The following is a 15,134-nucleotide window of genomic DNA, read 5'->3' as shown; positions in this document are numbered from 1 at the left end:
TCACACCTCCCTCTCGTCGTGACCGGCACCGACGTTGGCCGGTTGGCCGGCACCGATGCCGGTGTCCACGTGCTCCGGCTGGCCGGCGCCCACGTTGGCGGGCTCCCGCTCGGCGATCGTCCGCTTGATCCGTGGACTCGGCGGGACCTGGAGATCCATCGGCGGCACCGGGAAGCTGCCGGCCGGCCGCCGGTCCATCCGTTCCTGGAGCGAGCGCCGGGGCGGCTGCTTCTTGGTGGGCCAGGCCAGCGTCAGGATCAGTACGACCAGCACCGCGCCGCTGATGATCCAGGCACGCGTCCCGGTGGCGACGTCCTGCTTCTGGAGGGTGCGGATGCCGGCCAGCAGCAGGATCCAGACCAGGTTGATCGGCAGCAGCACCTTCCAGCCCAGCCGCATGAACTGGTCGTAGCGGAGCCGGGGCAGCGTGCCGCGCAGCCACACGAAGACGAAGACCAGCAGCAGCACCTTGCCGAAGAACCAGAGCATCGGCCACCAGCCGGAGTTGGCGCCCTCCCAGATGGTGATCGGCCAGGGGGCCCGCCATCCGCCGAGGAAGAGCGTCGTGGTGACCGCCGACATGGTCACCATGGCGACGTACTCGGAGAGCATGAAGAGCGCGAACTTCAGCGAGCTGTACTCCGTCATGAAGCCCGCGACCAGCTCGGACTCGGCCTCGGGCAGGTCGAACGGCGCCCGGTTGGTCTCACCGACGGTGGAGATGAAGAAGATGATGAAGCTGGGCAGCAGCAGGATCGCGTACCAGCCGGGGGCCGGCAGGTCGAAGAGCCCGAAGAAGCTCAACCGGGTGCCGTCGGCCTGGGCGCTGACGATCCCGCTGGTCGACATCGTGCCGGCGGTCATGAAGACCGCGACGATGCTCAGACCCATCGCGACCTCGTACGAGATCATCTGTGCGCTCGACCGCAGACCGCCGAGCAGCGGGTACGTCGAACCGGACGCCCAGCCGCCGAGCACGATGCCGTAGACGCCCATGGAGGAGCAGGCCAGCAGCACGAGTACGGCCACCGACACGTCGGTGACCTGGAGCGGGGTCCGGTGGCCGAAGATGCTCACCATCGGGCCGAACGGCACCACCGACAGTGCGGTGACCGCGCAGATCGTCGAGATGGTGGGGGCGAAGAAGTAGACGACCTTGTCCGCCGCCTTCGGCAGGATGTCCTCCTTGAAGGCCATCTTCAGACCGTCGGCGAGGGTCTGCAGCAGACCGAACGGGCCGATCTGGTTGAGGCCGGGGCGCTGGGCCATCCGGGCCACCACCCGCCGCTCGAACCAGACGCCCAGCAGGGTCGCCAGCACCGCGAAGACGAAGGCGAACACGATCTTGATGAGGACCAGCCACCAAGGATCCTTGCCGAAGTCCTGCAGCGTCGGATCCTGGGCCAGGTGAATGACGTTCATCGGGTACCCCCAGCGCTGTTGAGCAGCGGGCCCGGGCGGTCGGCCGCGTCGGCGGCGACCGGTCCGGTCGACCCGGCGGTCAGCCGTACGACCGCGCCCGAGGTGACCCCGAGGCCGCGCCGCACGGTCGCACCGGGCGAGTTGGTGGGCAGCCAGACGACGTCGTCCGGCATGTCGGTGATCTCCGCCGGCAGGGTCAGCGCCCCCCGGTCCGTGCCGACCGTGACCGCCTCGCCGTCGGCCACGCCGAGCGCCTCGGCGGTCGCCTTGCCGATCCGGACCACCGACGGCCGTGCCGTACCCCCGAGGTGCGGGTCTCCCTCGGTCAGCGTGCCGTTGTCGATGAGCTGGTGCCAGGTGGCCAGGATCGCCTCGCCCGCACCCGGCCGCACCGGCTCGGCCGGCTCGACCGCCGGGGTGGCCGGCCGGTTGGCCCGGGTGGGGGGCAGCGTGCCCAGCTCCCGGCGGACGTTGTTCACGTCGCCGGTGCCGAGCTGGACGTCGAGCTGCGCGGCGAGCGCGTCGAGCACCCGGCCGTCGGCCATCGACGCCGTGTTGAAGACCGCCTCGAAGGTGCGCAGCCGGCCCTCCCAGTCCAGGAAGCTGCCGGCCTTCTCCGACACCGGGGCGACCGGGAAGACCACGTCGGCGCGGCGGGTGACCGCGCTGTGCCGCAGCTCCAGGCTGACCAGGAAGGGCACCGTCGCCAGCGCCTCCTCGGCGAGCCGGGGGTCGGCCAGGTCGCCCGGGTCCACCCCGGCCACCACCAGCGCACCGATCGCGCCGGACGCGGCGGCGGCGAGGATGCCCTCGGTGTCCCGGCCGGTCTGGCTCGGGATGACCCCGGCCGCCAGGTCCCAGGCGCCGGCCAGCTCGGCCCGGGCCGCCGGGTCGGTCACCGCCCGCCCGCCCGGCAGCAGGTTGGGCAGGCAACCGGCGTCGACCGCGCCGCGGTCCCCGGCACGCCGCGGCACCCAGGCCAGCTTCGCGCCGGTACGGTCGGCCAGCTCGGCCGCCGCGGAGAGCCCGCCCGGTACGCTCGCCAGCCGCTCGCCGACCAGCAGCACCGCGCCCGGCTGCCGCAGCGCCTCGGCGACCGTCGCGTTCCCGGCCAGCAGCCGGGCCTCGTCGCCCGGAGCGGCGGTCAGCACCGTCGCGCCGAGCTTGGCCAGGCTCCGGGTCACGAACGGCGCCAGGGCCAGCACCTTCAGCCCGCGCTTGGAGTGCGCCTTGCGCAGCCGGAGGAAGAGGATCGGGCACTCCTCCTCGGGCTCCAGCCCGACGACCACCACCGCCGGCGCCCGCTCGACGTCCGCGTAGGTCACCTCGGTCGTCCCGGCCACCGTGCTGGCCAGGAACTGGGTCTCCTCCGCGCTGACCGGGCGGGCCCGGAAGTCGATGTCGTTGGTGTGCAGGGCGACCCGGGCGAACTTCGCGTACGCGTACGCGTCCTCGACGGTGAGCCGCCCGCCGGTCAGTACGCCGACGCCGTGCGCGCCGTCCCGGGCGTCCCGCAGCCCGTCGGCCGCGTACGCCAGCGCCTCGCTCCAGGACGCCTCGCGCAGCTCACCGCTGCGGCGGTCCCGGATCAGCGGGGTGGTGATCCGCTCGTTGGAGGCGGTGTAGCGGAAGCCCCACCGGCCCTTGTCGCAGTTCCACTCCTCGTTCACCGCCGGGTCGTCGCCGGCGAGCCGGCGCATCACCTTGCCGCGCCGGTGGTCGGTGCGCTGGGCGCAGCCGGCCGAGCAGTGCTCGCAGACGCTCGGGGTGGAGACCAGGTCGAACGGGCGGGCCCGGAAGCGGTACTGCGCGCCGGTCAGCGCGCCCACCGGGCAGATCTGCACCGTGTTGCCGGAGAAGTACGAGTTGAACGGGACGTCGCCCTCGCCCTCGGCCCCGGCCCCGTCGCCGCCGTAGACCTCGTCGCGGTAGACGTTGATCTCCTCGGCGCTGGACCGGCCCATCAGGTCGATGAACTTGTCGCCGGCGATCTCCTCGGAGAACCGGGTGCAGCGCTGGCAGAGCACGCAGCGTTCCCGGTCCAGCAGCACCTGGCTGGAGATCTCGACCGGCTTCTCGTACTCCCGCTTGTGCTCGTGGAAGCGGGTGTCGGTGCGGCCGGTGGACATCGCCTGGTTCTGCAGGGGGCACTCGCCGCCCTTGTCGCACATCGGGCAGTCGAGCGGATGGTTGACCAGCAGCAGTTCCATGATCCCCTGCTGCGCCTTCTTGGCGACCGGGGAGGTGAGCTGGGTCCGGACCACCATGCCGTCGGCGACCGTCTGGGTGCAGGAGGCGACCGGCTTGCGCTGCCCCTCCACGTCCACCAGGCACTGCCGGCAGGCGCCGGCCGGGGCCAGCAGCGGGTGGTCGCAGAACCGCGGGATCTCGATCCCCAACTGCTCGGCGACCCGGATCAGCAGCGCGCCCTTGGGCGCCGTCACCTCGATGCCGTCGATGGTGAGCGTGACGGTGTCCGTCTGCTTGGCAACATCAGTCATCAGAGCCGCCTTCCATTCGCGACTGCGGGACTCGCAAGCTCGTTCCTCGCGCTCATCAGTGAGCTCCAACCAGCTGCTTCTCCGACAGCTTCGGCGCCGTACGGCCCTCGATGTAGTCGAGGTAGTCCTGCTTGAAGTACTGCAGCGAGGAGGTCACCGGGCTGGTCGCGCCGTCGCCGAGGCCGCAGAAGGAGCGGCCGAGGATGTTGTCGCAGGTGTCCAGCAGGGTGTCGAGGTCCTCGTGGGTGCCCTGACCGGCCAGGATCCGCCGGTAGACCCGGACCATCCAGTAGTTGCCCTCCCGGCACGGGGTGCACTTGCCGCACGACTCGTGGTGGTAGAACTCCAGCCACCGGTACGTCGCGTAGACCGGGCAGTCCTGGTCGGAGAAGATCTGGGTGGCGGTGGTGCCGAGGATCGACCCGGCCGCCGCCACTCCCTCGAAGTCCAGCGGCACGTCGAGGTGCTCCGCGGTGAGCAGCGGGGTCGAGGAGCCGCCCGGCGTCCAGAACCGCAGGTTGTGACCCGGCTGCATGCCGCCGGCCAGCTCGATCAGCTCCCGCAGCGTGATGCCGAGGCCGCACTCGTACTGCCCCGGGTTGGCGATCCGGCCGGAGAGCGAGTAGATCATCGGCCCGGAGGACTTCTCCGTGCCCATGGTCTTCCACCAGGCCGCCCCGCCGAGCACGATGTACGGCACGCTGGCGATGGTGCCGACGTTGTTGACCACGGTCGGGCAGGCGTACAGGCCGTGGGTCGCCGGGAACGGCGGGCGCAGCCGGGGCTGGCCCCGGAACCCCTCCAGCGAGTCCAGCAGCGCCGTCTCCTCGCCGCAGATGTACGCCCCGGCGCCGCTGTGCACCACCAGCTCCAGGTCGTAGCCGGTGCCGAGGATGTCGGTGCCGAGGTAACCGGCCCGGTACGCCTCCTCGACGGCGTTGCGCAGCCGGCGGGCGGCGTGCACCGCCTCGCCCCGGATGTAGATGTAGGCGCGGTTGGCCCGGATCGCGTACGAGGCGATGATGACCCCCTCGACCAGCGAGTGCGGGTCGTGGGTCATCAGCGGCAGGTCCTTGCAGGTGCCCGGCTCGCCCTCGTCGGCGTTGACCACCAGGTAGTGCGGCTTGCCGTCGCCCTGGGGGATGAAGCCCCACTTGAGACCGGTGGGGAAGCCCGCGCCGCCCCGGCCGCGCAGGCCGGAGTCCTTGATGAGCTGGATCAGGTCGTCCGGGTGCGCGGCGAGCGCCTTGCGCAGCGCGGCGTACCCGTCCAACCGCTGGTAGACGTCGAGCCGCCAGGCGTCCGGCGACAGCCAGCGCTTGGTGAGCACCGGGGTCAGCTTCTCCAGCGTCTCCCGCCGAGGCGTGGTGGTCACTGCTCAGTCCCCTCTTCGCTCGCGACTGCGGGGCTCGCCGGCCCGCCGCTCGCGGCAGCCTTCAGCGACCGCTCCTGCGCGTCCGCGCCGTCCCCGGCCGGCTTGCCGTCGCCGGCCGGCCGGTTGGCGGCCGCACCGGCCGCCTCGGCTGCGGGGGCGTCACCCTGGCCCGGCGGTACGTCCGCGCTCGGCGTCTTCGTGCCGGGCGCGTCCGGCACCGGGGTCCTGGCGTCCGGGTTGCGGGTCTCGGCCGTACGCACCTGCGGCGATTTGTCGTCGGGGCCCTTCACGTCCGGCGCGGTGCTGCCGGTGGCGGCGGCCGGCCTGGCGCTGGCCGGCGCCGGCTTGTCGCCGCCGTCGCGGCTGCCGATCGGGGTGTTCGGGTCGAAGCCGGCCACCGAGACGCTGTGTTGCTGCGCCAGGCGCAGCCCGGCCAGCGTCGGGTCGCCGGCCAGTCCGTCGGCCACCGCCTCGGCCCGCGGGTCGGCGAAGCCGGCGAGCTGGAACGACATCTCCTTGAGGGTGCAGAGCCGGGCGCCCCGGCTGGGCTGCGGCCGGCCCCCGCCCCGCAGCTCGTTGACGACGGCGACCGCGGTGTCCGGGTCGACCTGGTCGAAGAAGTCGTAGTTGACGGTCATCACCGGGCCGTAGTCGCAGGCGGCCAGGCACTCGGCGTGCTCCAGCGTGATGGTGCCGTCCGGCGTGGTCTCGTCGTGCCCGACGCCGAGGTGCTCGGTCAGGGTGTCGTACACCTGCTGCCCGCCGAGCACGTTGCACATGGTGTTGGTGCAGACGCTGACCAGCCAGTCGCCGGTGGGCCGGCGCTTGTACATGGTGTAGAAGGTGGCCACCGCGCCGACCTGCGCCTTGTTCAGGCCCAGGGTCTCGGCGCAGAACTCGACGCCGGCCGGGGAGACGTACCCCTCCTCGGACTGTACGAGGTGCAGCAGCGGCAGCAGCGCCGAGCGGGAGCGGTCCGCCGGGTAGCGGGCGATGATCTCCTGCGCCCGCTCCGACAGCTTCGCCGCCAGGTCGGCGGTCCGCGCCGTACCGTCGCGCTGGACCGGCACGTTGCCGGGCCGGGCTGCCGAGCCGTTGAACTGAGTCTCGGTCATTTAGCGATCACACCCACCCATCACCGGGTCCAGCGACGCCCCGCCGGCGATCACGTCCGCGATCAGGCCGCCCTCGGCCATCGCGGGCAGAGCCTGGAGGTTGACGAAGCTCGGGTCGCGGTAGTGCACCCGGTACGGCCGGGTGCCCCCGTCTGAGACGGCGTGCACGCCCAGCTCGCCGCGGGGCGACTCGATGCCGACGTAGACCTGGCCCGGCGGGACCCGGAAGCCCTCCGTCACCAGCTTGAAGTGGTGGATCAGCGACTCCATCGACTGACCCATGATCTTCGCGACGTGCTCCAGGGAGTTGCCCATCCCGTCGACGCCGATGGCGAGCTGCGCCGGCCAGGCGATCTTCCTGTCGGCGACCATGACCGGGCCGGGCCGGAGCCGGTCCAGCGCCTGCTCGACGATCTTCAGGGACTCCCGCATCTCGGCCATCCGGACGAGGTAGCGGCCCCACACGTCGCCGCTCTCCGTGGTCGGCACGTCGAACTCGTAGTTCTCGTAGCCGCAGTACGGCATGGTCTTGCGCAGGTCCCAGGCGAGTCCGGCCGAGCGGAGCACCGGACCGGTCACGCCGAGCGCCAGGCAGCCGGTCACGTCGAGGACCGCCACGTCCTTGGTCCGCTCCAGCCAGATCGGCTGGCCGGAGAGCATGTCCTCGTACTGCTTCAGGCGCTTCGGCAGCAGCGTCAGGAACTCGCGGATCTTGACGATCGCCTCGTCCGGCACGTCCTGGGCGACCCCGCCCGGTCGGACGTACGCGTGGTTCATCCGCAGCCCGGTGATCAGCTCGAAGATCTCCAGGACGTACTCGCGCTCCCGGAAGCCGTAGAGCATCACGTTGACCGCGCCGAGTTCCATCGCCGTGGTGGCGATCCAGACCAGGTGCGAGGAGATCCGGTTGAGCTCCATCATCAGTACCCGGATGGTGGTGGCCCGCTCGGTCACCTGGTCGGTGATGCCGAGCAGCTTCTCCACCGCCATGCTGTACGCCGTCTCGTTGAACAGCGGCGAGAGGTAGTCCATCCGGGTGACGAAGGTGCTGCCCTGGACCCAGTTGCGGTACTCGAGGTTCTTCTCGATCCCGGTGTGCAGGTAGCCGACCACCGCCCGCGCCTCGCGGACGGTCTCGCCCTCCAGCTCCAGGATCAGCCGGAGCACGCCGTGCGTGGACGGGTGCTGCGGACCCATGTTGACGATGATCCGCTCGTCGTTGATCGGGTCGTGCCCGCTGACGACCTGGTCCCAGTCGCCGCCGGTGACGGTGAAGACCCGTCCCTCGGTGGTCTCCCGGGACTCCGCGTAGCTCGGAGTGGGGGAAGTCGGATTCGTCGAGGTGCTCATTGGTACGTCCTCCGCTGGTCCGGCGGTGGGATCTCGGCGCCCTTGTACTCGACCGGCACGCCGCCGAGCGGGTAGTCCTTGCGCTGGGGGTGCCCCTCCCAGTCGTCCGGCATCAGGACCCGGGTGAGGCTGGGGTGGCCGTCGAAGACGACGCCGAACATGTCGTACGTCTCCCGCTCCTGCCAGTCGGCGGTCGGGTAGACGGCGGTGACGCTGGGCAGCCGGGGCTCCTCGGCGGTGACCGCGACCTCCAGCCGGAGCTGCCGCCGGTAGGTCAGCGAGGTGAGGTGGTAGACCACGTGCAGCCGCCGCTCGTCGCTGCCGAGGTAGTCCACACCGGACACCGACGAGCAGAGTTCGAAGCGGAGCGCGGCGTCGTCGCGCAGCACCTGGCAGACCTCGGCGATCCGCTCCGGCCGGACGTGCAGGGTCAGCTCGCCCCGGTCGACCACGACCTTCTCGATCGCGTCGGCGAAGCCCGGGTACGCCTCCTCCAGCGCGTCGCGGACCTCGTCGAAGTAGCCGCCGTACGGCCGGGGGCTGTCCACCACCGCGACCCGCTGCCGGACGAGACCGCCGAAGCCGGAGGTGTCGCCGCTGCCGTGGTTGCCGAACAGCCCGCGCCCGGCGGCGGTGGCCGGCGGGTACTCGGCGGGTGCCCCGCTGGTCGCGCCGACCGGCGGGCGGGCCACCGGCACGCCGCCGCCCGGGCGCTCGCTGGTCTGGTTGGGCACGCCGGGGCCGTTCGGCTCCGCCGGCCCGCCGTTGCCGGCCGCCCCGCCGTTGCTGCTGGCCCCGCCGTTGTTGCTGGTCACCGGCCGGTCCCCCCTACCAGGTGGTTCTGCGCCTTCATCCAGTTCTCGATGCGGAGCTGCTCCTCGCGGCCCTCGGCCACCGCCCGGGTCCACTCGGCCCGGCGGGCCTTGTCGTTGCGGTACGACGAGGGCATGGAGCCGGGCGCCACCAGCGGCATGTCACCGCGGGCGCGGCGCGCCTCCAGCATCTTGCGGCCATTGGGGCCGAGCGGCTCGTGGCCGATCTTCTCGCGCAGCTTCAGGATCGCGTCGATCAGCATCTCCGGGCGGGGCGGGCAGCCGGGAAGGTACATGTCCACCGGCACGATGTGGTCGACGCCCTGCACGATCGCGTAGTTGTTGAACATCCCGCCGCTGCTGGCGCAGACGCCCATCGAGATCACCCAGCGCGGCTCGGCCATCTGGTCGTAGATCTGGCGCAGCACCGGCGCCATCTTCTGGCTGACCCGGCCGGCCACGATCATCAGGTCGGCCTGCCGGGGCGAGGCGCGGAAGACCTCCATGCCCCACCGGCCGAGGTCGTAGTGGGCGCCGCCGGCGGCCATCATCTCGATGGCGCAGCAGGCGAGGCCGAAGGTGGCCCCCCAGAACGACGACTTGCGGGACCAGTTGACCACCTTCTCCACCGAGGTGAGCAGGATGCCGGCCGGGAGCTTCTCCTCGATACCCATCTGACGTCCTCCCTCAGTCCCAGTCCAGTCCGCCGCGCCGCCACACGTAGGCGTACGCGATGAAGACCGCGACGATGAACAGCACCATCTCCACGAAGCCGAAGAGCCCGAGCATGTCGAAGTTGACCGCCCACGGGTACAGGAAGATGATCTCGATGTCGAAGACGATGAAGAGCATCGCCGTCAGGTAGAACTTGATCGGGAACCGGCCGCCGCCCACCGGTTGCGGGCTCGGTTCGATGCCGCACTCGTACGCCTCGAGCTTGGCCTTGTTGTAGCGCCGGGGGCCGGCGAGGCGGGCGGAGGCGACGGAGAACAGCGCGAACCCCGCGGCGAGGGCCAGGAGCCCGATGATGGGTACGTACGGCGAGAGCGACATCGTTTTCTCCTGCTCGTCCTTCCCTGCCCTCGGTCAAATCCAAATTCACACTATTCACAGTCCGTCGGGCACCGGTGCCCGGGGTACCGCCGAAGCCCGCGTACGGGCCGGGTCCGGCCTCACACGGCCGGAGCCACCTTCGTCATCGCGTTGATCACCCGGTCCATCGCGTCCCCGCCGCGCGGGTCGGTCAGGTTGGCCAGGAGCTTGAGTACGAACCGCATCAGCATCGGGTGTGGCATGCCGTGCTTGGTGGCGACCCGCATCACCTGCGGATTGCCGATCATCTTCACGAAGATGTTGCCGAGCCGGTAGTAGCCGCCGAAGCGGTTCTTCAGCTCGGCCGGGTACGCGGCCAGCGCCCGCTCCCGCTCCACGCCGGCCGGCCGGGCCAGCGCCTGCACCATCACCTCGGCGGCCAGCTCGCCCGACTCCATCGCGTACGCGATGCCCTCGCCGTTGAACGGGTTGACCATGCCGCCGGAGTCGCCGACCAGCAGCACCCCCCGGGTGTAGTGCGGCACCCGGTTGAAGCCCATCGGCAGTGCCGCGCCGAGGATCGGGCCGTCGGCGTTGACCTGGTCGGTCATGCCCCACTCCGGCGGGGTGTTGGCGAGCCAGTCGAGCAGGAGGCGGCGGTAGTTGGTCTTGCCGAACGCCGCCGAGGAGTTCAGCGCGCCCAGCCCGACGTTGACCCGGCCGTCGCCCATGCCGAAGATCCAGCCGTACCCGGGCAGCAGCTTGTCGGGGTTCTCCTTGCTGCGCAGCTCCAGCCAGGACTCCAGGTAGTTGTCGTCGTGCTTGGCCGGGGAGCGGTAGTAGCGGCGCACCGCGACGCCGATCGGCCGGTCCTCGCGCTTGGCCAGGCCGAGCGCGAGCGGGAGCCGGCCGGAGACTCCGTCGGCCGCCACCACCAGCGGCGCGTGGAAGGTGACCGGGGCCCGGTCGGGGCCGGTCTCGGCGGTGACCCCGATGGACCGGCCGGCGTCGTCGAGCACCGGGCCGGTGACGGTGACCCCGGTGCGCAGCACGGCGCCCGCCTCGACCGCGCGGTTGGCGAGCAGGTCGTCGAAGTCGAGCCGGGTGCGGACCAGCCCGTAGTTCGGGAAGCTGGCCAGCTCGGGCCAGTCGAGTTCGAGGCGTACGCCGCCGCCGATGACCCGGAGTCCCTTGTTGTGCAGCCAGCCGGCCTCGGGCGAGGTGTCGACGCCAAGCTTGACGAGCTGCTTGACCGCGCGCGGGGTGAGACCGTCGCCGCAGACCTTCTCCCGGGGGAACTCGGTCTTCTCCAGCAGCAGCACCCGTACGCCGTGGCGGGCCAGGTGATAGGCGGTGGTCGATCCTCCGGGGCCGGCGCCCACGACGATGACGTCGGCGTCGTTCTCGATCGCCGTCATCCGCGCCTCCCCTTCCGACGCTCGTGAAATGCTTCACAAGCATGGTCCGGGAGGATTCTAAGACCGCGAAACGGCCGGCCACGGGTTAGGTGGACCTAACTTGCCGAGGTAGGCGCGCCGGCTACCTTCCACGGTCCTTCGGAAGGCGGAAATCAGCCGGGATCCTCGCCGCTGCGCTGGGTCGGCCGACGCTCGATCGGTCCCGGCGTGACCGGTCCGGGCTCGGCCGGGTGCGGATCGGACGGCGCCGGCTCGGCGGGGTGCGGCTCCGCCGGATGCGGCTCGGGCGGGTGCGGGTCGGGCGGCCCCGGTCGGGGCGGATGGAGTTCCCCCGGACGGGGTTGGACCGGATGCGGTTCGGCGGGGTGCGGCTCCGCCGGATGCGGCTCGCCGGGCTCCGGCCGGGCCGGTCGCGGCTCGACCGGGAAGGTGTCCGCCGTTCGGGTACCGGGTCCGGTGGCCGGCGCCAGGGGGTCCCGTTGGCCGTCCACGGCGTCCGACCAGATGCGGTCCTCCTCGTCCGGCGGCGGTTCCCGCAGCGTCCCGTCGGTGACCCGGTCGAGCGCGGCGAGCACGTCGGCGACCACCGTCCGCACGGCCACCGGGTCCGGTCCGGCCAGCTCCCGGAGTTGGGCGATCAGCTCGGCCCGCTCCGGGTCGGTCCCGGCCGCGTCCTCCGCGCTCCGCCCCTCGCCGTCGGCCTGCCGGTCTGCCCCCGTCATGGGCGCAGCCTACGGGCTCAGACGGTCCTTTGCGGATCAAACGGACTAAAGACATTTAAAACAAGAAACTTCATGAGCGTACGGCCCGGTGCAGCGCGACGACGCCGCCGGTCAGGTTCCGCCAGGCCACCCGCTCCCAGCCGGCGGCGGCGATCCGGCCCGCCAGCCCCGCCTGGTCCGGCCAGGCCCGGATCGACTCGGCCAGGTAGACGTACGCGTCCGGGTTGCTGGCCACCGCCCGGGCCACCGACGGCAGCGAACGCATCAGGTAGGAGAGGTAGACGGTGCGGAACACCGGATTGGTCGGGGTGCTGAACTCGCAGACCACCAACCGGCCACCGGGCCGGGTCACCCGGGCCATCTCCCGCAGCGCCGCCTCGGTGTCCACCACGTTGCGCAGGGCCAGCGAGATGGTGACCGCGTCGAAGGCGGCGTCCGGGAACGGCAGCCGCAGCGCGTCACCGGCCAGCAGCGGCACCTCGGGGCGTACCCGCCGGCCGGCCCGGAGCATGCCGATGGAGAGGTCCAGCCCGACCGCGTACGCCCCGGAGGTGGCCAGTTCGGCGGTGGAGACCCCGGTGCCGGCGCCGACGTCGAGGACCCGCTGACCCGCCCGCAGTCCGAGGGCCGCCCGGGTGGCCCGGCGCCACCCCCGGTCCTGCCCGAAGGAGATGACGGTGTTGGTCAGGTCGTACCGCGAGGCCACCTGGTCGAACATCGCCGCGACCTCGTGGGGCTGCTTGTCCAGGCTGGCGCGGGGTCCGGTCGGAGTACGGGTCACGCTGGCCAAGTCTGCCAGTCAGCCGAGCCCCGCCCCGCCCCGGCCCGGCCGCCCCGTCCTCAGTGCCGGTACGGGCTGCCGGCCGCCGAGCCGCGCCGCCGGGCCCATCGCCACAGCACGCCGCCGAGGGCCGTACCGGCCAGGCCCACGCCGGCCAGGAGGGTGGCCGGTCCCCCGGTCGCCGGGAGCACCCCGCCGTCGCCCTCCTGCCCCGCGCCGGTGGTGTCTCCGCCGGTGGCCGCCGCCCCGCCGCCCGGGGTCGGACCCGCGCCGGCCTGCTCCGCCGGACCGGGACCGTCATCGGGCTGCGCCGGACCGGGTCCGTCATCGGGCTCCGCCGGCCCGGGTGCGCCGTCCGGTGGGGCGGTCCCGTGCTCCCCGGTGGCGCCTGCCCCCGGGGCGGCGCTCGGGCCCGGAGCCGCGCTGGGCCCGCTCGGCCCACCGGGCGGCGCGGCGGCGGTCGCCGCCAGCGGAACGTTCGCCGGGCTGTCCGGCACCGGGTCGCGGCCGGCGTGCGACACCGCCACGGTCAACCGCCCGACGACGCCGGTCGTACCGGCCACCCAGGCGAGGACGGCGACCAGGCGTGCCGACCGGCCGGGGAGCAGTTCGGGCAGCGGACACTCGCCGGCGAAGGGCACCACCAGCGACGGCCCGGCGGTCGGGCTCTTTACCGGTTCGGGGCGGGCACAGAACCGCACGCTGCGCGGGTCGACCGCCTCGCTGTCCACCTCGCCGGCGAAGCGGAGGCGTACGCCGCGGGCCACCGCCGGGCCCCGGTTGGAGACCGTCGCGGTCACCAGGCGCTGTCGTCCGGTGGTGTCCGACGGGGACGCGCCGAGCCGGGCCACGAGGTCGGCCGGGCCGGCGGGGGCCGTCGGCCGGGTGAGGCCGCCGCCCGCGAGCGCGGGTGGGGCCGCCGCGAGGCCCATCAGGACGCACGCGACCGCCGCCAGCGGTATCTGTGTTCGCACGACTGCGCACTGTAGTCAATCGCGGGCGGCTCCGCCGGGACACACCGTGGGCGAGGTGGTTGTCCACCTCGCCCACGATGCCGTGCGTTATGTGAACGGCCCTCACGGACCGATAGAGGACGACCGTTGGTTGATCGGGTCGTACGACGGGGGACGCTATCGGTTCCCCGCGCCGTACAGCGCCCTCTTGATCCAACCGTTATGACCGGCCGACCGGGTACAGACACCAAGAATGTCCTGGTAGATGGCGCTTTTCGGCGGCAACTCGCGGGGCCACCGGCGCAACGGCCGAAATGATCGACCACCTCGCCCACCCCCGGGTGTCCACCCCGCCCAGACCACCTGGCCCGAATGGAGGAGGGGGCACGAAAGCGCCCCTCCCGATCGCTTCTGCGACAGGAAGGGGCCCTTCTTAACGCTTCAGAGCGGTATCAGCGGGCCTCGACCAGCGGGAGTGCCCGGCCGACGCCGCCGCCCGGCAGCGCGATCGAGGAGAAGTGCGAGACCACCCGGTCGTCGGTCGGATCGTCCGCCGGGGTGTGGTGCACCGCGAGATGCCGGTAGAGCGTGTCCCGCTGGGCCGGGATCCGACCGGCCGAACGGATCATCCAGATCAGTTCGTGCAGGTTGGAGCGGTGCCGCGCGCCGGCCGAGGAAATCACGTTCTCCTCCAGCATGATCGAGCCGAGGTCGTCCACCCCCATGTGCAGGGCGAGCTGGCCGACGTCCTTGCCCGTGGTCAGCCAGGATGCCTGCAGGTGCGGCACGGTCTCGAAGAAGAGCCGGGCGACCGCGATCAGCCGCAGGTACTCCAGCCTGGTCGCCTGGGTGCGGCCCTTCAGGTGGTTGTTCTCCGGCTGGTACGTCCACGGGATGAAGGCCCGGAAGCCCCGGGTGCGATCCTGCACGTCCCGGATCATCCGCAGGTGCTCGATCCGCTCGGCGTTGGTCTCGCCGGTCCCCATCATCATGGTCGCGGTCGACTCGATGCCCTGCCGGTGGGCGAGCTCCATGACCTCCAGCCAACGCGCGCCGGACTCCTTGAGCGGCGCGATCGCCTTACGGGGCCGCTCGGGCAGCATCTCCGCGCCCGCACCCGCGATCGAGTCGAGTCCGGCCGCCTTGATCCGGCTGATCGCCTCGTCCAGGCTGACCCCGGAGACCTTGGCCATGTGCAGAATCTCACTCGGGCCGATCGAGTGGATCGCGAGCTGCGGGTACGCCCGCTTGACCGAGGAGAAGAGCTCCTCGTAGTACTCGACGCCGTAGTCGGGGTGGTGGCCGCCCTGCAACATCACCTGGGTGGCGCCCAGTTCGACCGCCTCGCCGCAGCGGCGCAGGATCTCCTCCGTCGGGTGGGTCCAGCCCTCGCGGTGCTTCGGGGCGCGGAAGAAGGCGCAGAACTTGCACGCCGTCACGCAGACGTTGGTGTAGTTGATGTTGCGGTCGATCAGGTACGTGACGATGTTGTCCGGGTAACGGCGGCGGCGTACCGCGTCGGCCGCCTCGCCCAGCGGGTGGAAGGGCGCCTCGGTGTAGAGCAGCAGGGCCTCCTCGGGCGTGATCCGCCCGCCGTCCGCGCCGCGCTGCAGGATGTCGTCGATCTCCCGGCTCACCATGGATTCGAGGGTA

At 71.9% G+C, this 15,134-nt stretch carries 13 protein-coding genes; all 13 read right to left on the bottom strand.

The window, feature by feature from the left end; genetic code table 11:
* Positions 1 to 1,422 carry an NADH-quinone oxidoreductase subunit NuoH gene (gene nuoH / locus ACQEUR_RS00780; protein WP_433023968.1) on the bottom strand — a complete coding sequence of 474 codons (1,422 nt, stop codon included), beginning with the start codon at positions 1,420 to 1,422 and terminating at the stop codon, positions 1 to 3.
* Positions 1,419 to 3,923, bottom strand: a complete 2,505-nt coding sequence (locus ACQEUR_RS00775) for an NADH-quinone oxidoreductase subunit G (RefSeq protein ID WP_433023966.1) — start codon at positions 3,921 to 3,923, stop codon at positions 1,419 to 1,421. The genes nuoH and ACQEUR_RS00775 overlap by 4 nt, the downstream gene beginning before the upstream one ends.
* A 55-nt stretch (positions 3,924 to 3,978) precedes the next feature.
* Positions 3,979 to 5,298, bottom strand: coding sequence for an NADH-quinone oxidoreductase subunit NuoF (gene nuoF, locus ACQEUR_RS00770; RefSeq protein WP_433023964.1), 1,320 nt, complete (start codon positions 5,296 to 5,298; stop codon positions 3,979 to 3,981).
* Positions 5,295 to 6,413 (bottom strand): NADH-quinone oxidoreductase subunit NuoE, encoded by a 1,119-nt coding sequence (gene nuoE, locus ACQEUR_RS00765; protein ID WP_433023962.1) that lies wholly within the window; start codon positions 6,411 to 6,413, stop codon positions 5,295 to 5,297. The genes nuoF and nuoE overlap by 4 nt, the downstream gene beginning before the upstream one ends.
* On the bottom strand, positions 6,414 to 7,763 hold the full coding sequence (locus tag ACQEUR_RS00760; RefSeq protein ID WP_433023960.1) for an NADH-quinone oxidoreductase subunit D: 1,350 nt from the start codon (positions 7,761 to 7,763) through the stop codon (positions 6,414 to 6,416). It abuts the gene before it with no gap.
* A complete protein-coding gene (locus tag ACQEUR_RS00755) occupies positions 7,760 to 8,497 on the bottom strand; it encodes an NADH-quinone oxidoreductase subunit C (protein WP_433025831.1) in 738 nt (245 codons plus the stop codon). The genes ACQEUR_RS00760 and ACQEUR_RS00755 overlap by 4 nt, the downstream gene beginning before the upstream one ends.
* A gap of 77 nt (positions 8,498 to 8,574) precedes the next feature.
* Positions 8,575 to 9,249: a NuoB/complex I 20 kDa subunit family protein gene (locus ACQEUR_RS00750; RefSeq protein WP_433023958.1), complete on the bottom strand. Its 675-nt coding sequence runs from the start codon at positions 9,247 to 9,249 to the stop codon at positions 8,575 to 8,577.
* A 13-nt stretch (positions 9,250 to 9,262) separates the two neighbouring features.
* A complete protein-coding gene (locus ACQEUR_RS00745) occupies positions 9,263 to 9,628 on the bottom strand; it encodes an NADH-quinone oxidoreductase subunit A (RefSeq protein WP_433023956.1) in 366 nt (121 codons plus the stop codon).
* A gap of 119 nt (positions 9,629 to 9,747) precedes the next feature.
* Positions 9,748 to 11,025 carry a geranylgeranyl reductase family protein gene (locus ACQEUR_RS00740; protein WP_433023954.1) on the bottom strand — a complete coding sequence of 426 codons (1,278 nt, stop codon included), beginning with the start codon at positions 11,023 to 11,025 and terminating at the stop codon, positions 9,748 to 9,750.
* 152 nt (positions 11,026 to 11,177) lie between these two features.
* A complete protein-coding gene (locus ACQEUR_RS00735; RefSeq protein WP_433023952.1) occupies positions 11,178 to 11,747 on the bottom strand; it encodes a hypothetical protein in 570 nt (189 codons plus the stop codon).
* 70 nt (positions 11,748 to 11,817) lie between these two features.
* Positions 11,818 to 12,528, bottom strand: coding sequence for a demethylmenaquinone methyltransferase (locus tag ACQEUR_RS00730; protein ID WP_433023950.1), 711 nt, complete (start codon positions 12,526 to 12,528; stop codon positions 11,818 to 11,820).
* A gap of 59 nt (positions 12,529 to 12,587) precedes the next feature.
* Complete coding sequence (locus ACQEUR_RS00725) at positions 12,588 to 13,502, bottom strand: hypothetical protein (RefSeq protein ID WP_433023948.1); 915 nt, start codon at positions 13,500 to 13,502, stop codon at positions 12,588 to 12,590.
* A gap of 431 nt (positions 13,503 to 13,933) precedes the next feature.
* The gene (gene mqnC, locus ACQEUR_RS00720) at positions 13,934 to 15,121 is read right to left on the bottom strand and encodes a cyclic dehypoxanthinyl futalosine synthase (protein ID WP_433023946.1); all 1,188 of its coding nucleotides are present in this window, start codon (positions 15,119 to 15,121) and stop codon (positions 13,934 to 13,936) included.
* Positions 15,122 to 15,134: the final 13 nt, after the last annotated feature.

Origin of the sequence: Plantactinospora sp. CA-290183 (assembly GCF_050936375.1) — a bacterium.
Lineage (GTDB): Bacteria > Actinomycetota > Actinomycetes > Mycobacteriales > Micromonosporaceae > Plantactinospora.
Note: the sequence above shows the minus strand (reverse complement) of the source record. Positions and strands in the feature narration are given on the sequence as shown.

What these genes read in the sequence shown, in the direction of transcription:
- nuoH (WP_433023968.1), bottom strand. Translation starts at nt 1,422, where the DNA reads ATGAACGTCATTCACCTGGCCCAGGATCCGACGCTGCAGGACTTCGGC.
- ACQEUR_RS00775 (WP_433023966.1), bottom strand. Translation starts at nt 3,923, where the DNA reads ATGACTGATGTTGCCAAGCAGACGGACACCGTCACGCTCACCATCGAC.
- nuoE (WP_433023962.1), bottom strand. Translation starts at nt 6,413, where the DNA reads ATGACCGAGACTCAGTTCAACGGCTCGGCAGCCCGGCCCGGCAACGTG.
- ACQEUR_RS00760 (WP_433023960.1), bottom strand. Translation starts at nt 7,763, where the DNA reads ATGAGCACCTCGACGAATCCGACTTCCCCCACTCCGAGCTACGCGGAG.
- ACQEUR_RS00750 (WP_433023958.1), bottom strand. Translation starts at nt 9,249, where the DNA reads ATGGGTATCGAGGAGAAGCTCCCGGCCGGCATCCTGCTCACCTCGGTG.
- ACQEUR_RS00745 (WP_433023956.1), bottom strand. Translation starts at nt 9,628, where the DNA reads ATGTCGCTCTCGCCGTACGTACCCATCATCGGGCTCCTGGCCCTCGCC.
- ACQEUR_RS00740 (WP_433023954.1), bottom strand. Translation starts at nt 11,025, where the DNA reads ATGACGGCGATCGAGAACGACGCCGACGTCATCGTCGTGGGCGCCGGC.
- ACQEUR_RS00735 (WP_433023952.1), bottom strand. Translation starts at nt 11,747, where the DNA reads ATGACGGGGGCAGACCGGCAGGCCGACGGCGAGGGGCGGAGCGCGGAG.
- mqnC (WP_433023946.1), bottom strand. Translation starts at nt 15,121, where the DNA reads ATGGTGAGCCGGGAGATCGACGACATCCTGCAGCGCGGCGCGGACGGC.